Raw genomic sequence first — 6035 nt, forward strand, 5'->3', positions numbered from 1 at the left:
TGACTCTTTCTGAACCAGGAACTACGAAGGCTTTTATACCTTTTGCAACTTGGCGACCTTGGGCAATTTTGGCGGCTTCTCTCAGGTCGCTGATGCGTCCGTTGGTGCAGCTACCAATGAAGCAGACATCTATTTTTGTGCCTTGGATGGGTTGACCGGGATATAAGTCCATGTAGCGGTATGCTTCTTCGGCGATGAAGCGGTCTTCTTCTAAAAGTTCTGCGGCTGTGGGGACTTTTTCATCTACGCCAATTCCCTGACCGGGTGTAATTCCCCATGTGACTGTGGGGGGAATATCTTCGGCATTAAATACTACTATATCATCATATTCTGCGTCAGCATTACTGCTGAGAGATTCCCACCAAGCAATGGCCTTTTCCCAGTCTGCACCTTGGGGAGCAAAGTCTCTATTTTGTAGATAATCGTAGGTAATTTGATCGGGGTTGACGTATCCACATCGTGCTCCACCTTCTATGGCCATGTTACAAACGGTCATCCGTTCTTCCATGTTCATCTGGGTAAAGGTTGTTCCAGCAAATTCGTAAGCGTAGCCTACGCCACCTTTTACGCCTAGTCTCCGGATGATGTGTAATATTACGTCTTTGGCGTAAACTCCGGGTTTGAGTTGTCCGTTAACTTCGATTTTGCGGACTTTGAGTTTTGATAATGATAGGGTTTGGGAGGCGAGAACGTCTCTAACTTGGCTTGTACCGATACCAAAGGCGATCGCACCAAATGCACCATGACTTGATGTATGGCTATCTCCACAAGCGATGGTCATTCCTGGTTGTGTTAGTCCCAATTCAGGGGCGATGACATGAACTATTCCTTGATTTCCTGAACCAATATTATAAAAAGTTATGTCATTTTCTTGACAACTCTTTTCTAATGCCTGAATCATTTCTTCAGCCATACTATCCACAAAGGGACGAGCTTGGTTTTCTGTGGGAACGATATGATCAACTGTGGCTATTGTCCGTTGTGGAAATAATACTTTTAAATCCCGCTCCTTCAGCATTGCAAAGGCTTGAGGACTGGTAACTTCATGAATAAGATGTAGTCCAATAAATAGTTGTGTTAATCCTGATGGTAATGTACCAACGGTGTGTAAGTCCCAAACTTTGTCAAATAGTGTACCTTTGCTCATACATCAATCTATGTTAAAGGAGTCGGATTTTCGATTGTATCAGAAATTTGGTGGCAATGGAATTTTAGAAATCTAGCTGCCGATAGTAGTTAACAAAAAAAATATATGACGGGTTGTCATATTTGGCATTGATTGTATTTAAAATGAAATGAGAACAATAAACATACTTCCACAGGACAGAACCATGAAATCTATCGCAGCAACTTTGCGACGCTTGAGCCTAGCTGTATTAACAGTTATTGTAATTTTTGGTAGCTTTGCGGTATTCACTCCTACTGCATCTGCGGAAACATATACAGTTAAACTGGGCAGTGATAAAGGTATGTTAGCCTTTGAACCCAAGAAATTGACTGTTAAAGCTGGTGACACAATTGAATGGGTAAACAACAAAGTTCCTCCCCACAATGTTGTCTTTGATGCTAAGAAAAACCCCGCTAAGAGTGCTGATTTAGCTAAATCCTTGTCCCATACAAAGTTATTACTAAACCCCGGACAAAAACAAACCACCACTTTTCCTGCTGACGCTCCTGCTGGTGATTATACCTTCTATTGCCAACCCCACCGTGGTGCGGGCATGGTTGGTAAAATCACTGTTGAAGGTTAATATATAGCTACTTACCATCCTTGTTAATGTACAGGGATGGTAAGTAGGTGAACAGAAAAATTTAAAGGTATGTGAAGAAAACTAAAATCACTCAAAACTCTCTTCCTGTTCCCTGTTAAGAGTTCCCTGTTCCCTTGCCCCAACGACAATTTTTAACCCCCACCTACTTACATTAGCTATACTCAAAACGGCTAAAACTTGGACTTTTTTATAATACAAATAACAGTCTCAAAGCCTCTCCCCGTTGCGGGGAGAGGTTTGGAGAGGGGTTCCATATTTAGTTAAACAATAAACCGTTTGCAGTATATCAGCAAATCAAAAAGCTGACTTAATATTACAAAAAACAGATAAGAAACTAAAGTTTCAGAGTTTAGAGCTTCAGTCAAAAAAAAAGATGTTCCTTTGTACCTCTGCATGAAGCAAAAATCAGAAATCCCGATAAAAATCGGGAGAATTTCACTAAGGAACATCAATAGGAATCAGACCATTTTCTGGAACATAACCAGAAAAACAACCATCATCAGAAGACACTAAAATCAACCGCAGAGGATAATCTGGAGGGACTCGCAAATCAGCCCAAGGTACTGCTATTTCTAAACAAGAATCTAACGCAACTTGGGCGCGAGAGGCACGGGGATACCATAGATAATTATCTCCTGCGGCTCGAAACTGCACCGATTGACTGAGTAAATTAACTTCCAAATGATGGTGAAATAGATAATTCAAAGGTGCGCTGTCTGGTACTTCGGCTAGAGGTATGGAACTATTTACCATTGTCCTATCTGGATAATACCAGAATAGGTGTAAATCTGGAGGTATATCTTTGCCAGGAACAGCGCCAGTTTTAAAATCTACTCGCACATAAAAATTCAAATGGTCTACCCCATACCATAAACGTTGGATAGTGCTGCTATTGTGCATAGTTCCTCTAGCACCACCAACTTCAATCCGCCCAGCTTTATCCCAATCCTGTTCATCACCTTTACCATCTATGAAAGGATGAATAAAGCCCTGTGGTTTATGGTCTGAACGGGCTTCATGAATTTCCAGCGGAGTGTGCAGATATGGAGGTATGGGTTCATTTAAGGCTTTGTAAATGCCATAGAGATGTTCCCGAAACAATTGGTCAAAAATGGCATCTTGGTTGGAAGAATGCCCTTCACCAAACCACCAAAACCAGTCTGAACCTTCAGCCGCATACAAAGCTTCCCAAGCTGCGGGGTTGTTTTCTTCTGTGGCTTCGGGATGATTTGCTAAGATTTGTCTAGCTGCGGTGAGATAGTCCCAGGCGCGGTTTTTGACGGGATCTCCGATCCATGTGGTAAAATTGCCGTCTACCCAAGAACCACTATGGAGTTGTGCAGCGGGAATAGTGGTGGTGGGTGGGTGTTTTTCAATGAATTCGGAAACGGTGACAAGTTTGATATGGGGTTCATTGCTCAAACTTTCATACAATGTTTCCAAGAAGTCTTTCCCGTCGTGGGGATAAAATTCCCAACAATTTTCCCCGTCTAGGGCAATTGTCACTAACCAAGGTTGATCATCGTTACTTTCTTTTTGTTGTTTAGCGATCGCTTGCAAATGTCCGACTAAATCCGCTGCTGCTTTTTTCGCCGGCATTGCACTGTATGTAAAGCCAATTAAATCTGATAATCTATGATCACGGAAAACAATCGCTACTTCACCGGCCGGGGTTTGCAGACGATAGGGACGATAAAGTAATTCTGGTTCTTGGACATTTCCCGCAGCGTCTCGATGAAAGAAGTGTTTTAATGACCAACCTAAAACTGCTTCATCTGAGCAAATCCATTTAAAGCCTTGTTTAATAATATACGGTAATATTTCTGGACTAACGGACTGTTCGGAAGGCCACAAACCTCTCGGTTCTTGTCCAAACCTATCTATATATAAATCCCAGGATTTTTGTAAATGTCGAGGAATATCTTCCACCCACTGAAACCGCTGTTTAGGTAATGTCATCTGTGGCACTGCTACTCGTCCAGCGTTAGTATCAGCTAGGAGGGGTAAAATAGGGTGCGTATAGGGTGTAGTGGTAACTTCCAGTTGTCCACTGTCCTGCATTTTCCGGTGTTGGGGAATAATCTGACTGAGGATTTGCCGCTGTTTGGAATAAATGCGCTGGCGATCGCCTAAACTAAAATTACGCCCTTGTGCTAACCATGCCGCAATTTCTGGATCATGCCAAAACAAAGGATCAATCCAAGCTAAATTATGCCAAGCTAGTAAATCTCCATAATCTGACAACTGCCAATTTGCTAAACACCAATTTTGTCCCTGTTCCTGTCTTTGATAATATAACTGGGCATAACGAGGATGGGGATCAATCAAAGTATGATGGTTAGCATCAAAGAAATGTTGAACAATAAACTCCTTTTGTTCACGAGTCAACTTTTCTACAGGAGTCAAACTAGCAGTTAAATAAGGGTCAAAAGCCGTACCCGCAACATAATCTTCTAATTGCAATATTAACGAAGGCACTAAATTCACCGTTTGGTGCAACTTAGGATACTTCTCTAACAATAATACTAAATCCAAATAATCCTTAGTCCCATGTAAACGTACCCAAGGCAAGCGATATTGTTGACTAGTCACCAGAGAACTACCATTTTCAGGAGATTTATACAACGGTTGATGTTGATGCCAGATAAACGCAACGTGCAAAGGATGAGACATATAATATATAAAAGAGTAAGTGACGAGAAATAAGGAACGAGGAACAGGTGACAAGTATATCTTACCAATTACCTCTTCCCCCATTCCCCATTACCAGCGATTTAGATAACTTTTTTTACTTCAGAAACTTATCCTACAACTTGTTCTACTTCAGAGATTTCAGGAATCATTTCCTTAAGACGGCGTTCAATACCCATTTTCAGAGTCATAGTGGAACTGGGACAAGAACCACAAGCACCCTGTAACTCGACTTTAACAATCGGTCCATCCAATTCTACGAGTTTTACGTTACCACCATCAGACATGAGATAAGGGCGCATCTCGTCTAATACAGTTTCTACATTTTCTATCGTTAGTTCCATAGGTTTAGACCTGCTTAGTAAATAAATTGGTAATTATCCGAGTTGCTAATTATCTAGTGTAGGCTGGAAATGGATAATTGGTCATTAGTCATTGGTTATTGGTCAGTTGCAAAAGAATATTTTTCTCCCCTGCTCCCTGCTCCCTGCCTCTTCCCTATTCCAGTAGCTGAATATTGGAATAAACAAACTCAGTAATTGATTGAGGAGTTGCAGTTTTCCCATCTTCATATTCTGCCACTACCTGCTTCGTTAAAATGTAGTAATTACCAAATTTTTGATATGTATCCGTAAACTTGAGGATGCTATTAACATCACCTGTTTGCGAATTGCGAAAAACTACATCATAAACAGCAGGGATATAACCGGAGTCTGCTTCTAGGAATTGCTCAGAATTAACCTCCAAAGACATCCGACCCATAACCCGAATTTCTTGATATATTTTTTGGTTACGGACTTGATAGTGAGAATCAGTATTTTCACTTTTAACAAAAACTGTTTCTGCCGTATCACCCAAACTAAATTCATGTTGACCGTAAAAACTTTGGAAATCGCTGCTTTGACAGCGGGTAATTATTTCCTGTAACTGAATATCAATTCCTGCCTCTATTTGTTTATCTGCAACTCCTGTAATTTCTACATTCAAGTTACGGTCAATCTGAATTTTGCCCTTATAAACTTCTCCTTCCTGTAGTAGTTGCACATCGGCAGTATAACCAGGAAAGTGTTCATCCCAAGTGTAACGACTTTCATAAGCAGTTTGAAATAAAATTCCTGCTGTTGACTGAATTGCCATATCACCACTTTGACTGCGCTTTCCTTAACAGTTTAATTCAAAGTTGTTGTTTTTTAAATTATACAAAAATATATTTGTGTTTTTACGTGGGATGTGGTATGTGGCAGCTTTTCAGAGGATTATGTTGTTTGTGTTGTTTGGGTCTATTCCGACTATAGCATAAATTAAAATTGTCTGAATCAGGATGTCCAGGATTTGAGGATTTTCATTATCTCAATATTGTCAAGATTATCCTTAACTACCCCTTGACAAATTTCTGAATTTAGCCTAATATTAAATTATAGTGGGAATTATTGCAGTCATATATAGTCAGGTTATTAACAATATCATAGAAAAACGCATATCAAACATTCCCAAAAACTCATCAACCCAACAATTATCAAACATCCTGTTAATCCTGGACATCCTGATTCTGACAAAATTCCGTAGGGGCAA

The 6035-nt window shown here is 40.4% G+C and carries 5 protein-coding genes (1 of these 5 only partly in view); 1 reads left to right on the forward strand and 4 read right to left on the reverse strand.

Translation table 11 applies throughout. The features are described 5' to 3' along the window. Positions 1 to 1147, reverse strand: the 5' portion of a protein-coding gene (leuC, locus tag CA730_RS18960; protein WP_096669650.1) for a 3-isopropylmalate dehydratase large subunit. Its footprint begins 257 nt before the window's first position; the window shows 1147 of its 1404 coding nt (coding positions 1-1147); the start codon lies at positions 1145 to 1147; the stop codon falls past the left edge of the window. A gap of 184 nt (positions 1148 to 1331) precedes the next feature. Here leuC and petE point away from each other — a divergent pair, with 184 nt between their 5' ends. Continuing rightward, entirely contained in the window at positions 1332 to 1751 is a 420-nt protein-coding gene (gene petE, locus CA730_RS18965; protein WP_096669652.1) for a plastocyanin, read from the forward strand. A 459-nt stretch (positions 1752 to 2210) separates the two neighbouring features. Here petE and CA730_RS18970 read toward each other — a convergent pair whose 3' ends face one another. The 3 genes from CA730_RS18970 to CA730_RS18980 all read right to left on the reverse strand — a co-directional run bounded on the left by CA730_RS18970 (position 2211) and on the right by CA730_RS18980 (position 5600). Further along, positions 2211 to 4445: a glycoside hydrolase gene (locus CA730_RS18970; protein WP_096671650.1), complete on the reverse strand. Its 2235-nt coding sequence runs from the start codon at positions 4443 to 4445 to the stop codon at positions 2211 to 2213. A gap of 128 nt (positions 4446 to 4573) precedes the next feature. Further along, positions 4574 to 4807 carry a NifU family protein gene (locus CA730_RS18975; protein ID WP_053537978.1) on the reverse strand — a complete coding sequence of 78 codons (234 nt, stop codon included), beginning with the start codon at positions 4805 to 4807 and terminating at the stop codon, positions 4574 to 4576. A gap of 154 nt (positions 4808 to 4961) precedes the next feature. Further along, on the reverse strand, positions 4962 to 5600 hold the full coding sequence (locus CA730_RS18980) for a DUF3386 domain-containing protein (protein ID WP_096669654.1): 639 nt from the start codon (positions 5598 to 5600) through the stop codon (positions 4962 to 4964). Between the last annotated feature and the right edge of the window lie 435 nt (positions 5601 to 6035).

The organism is Dolichospermum compactum NIES-806 (assembly GCF_002368115.1).
GTDB classification, from domain to species: domain Bacteria; phylum Cyanobacteriota; class Cyanobacteriia; order Cyanobacteriales; family Nostocaceae; genus Dolichospermum; species Dolichospermum compactum.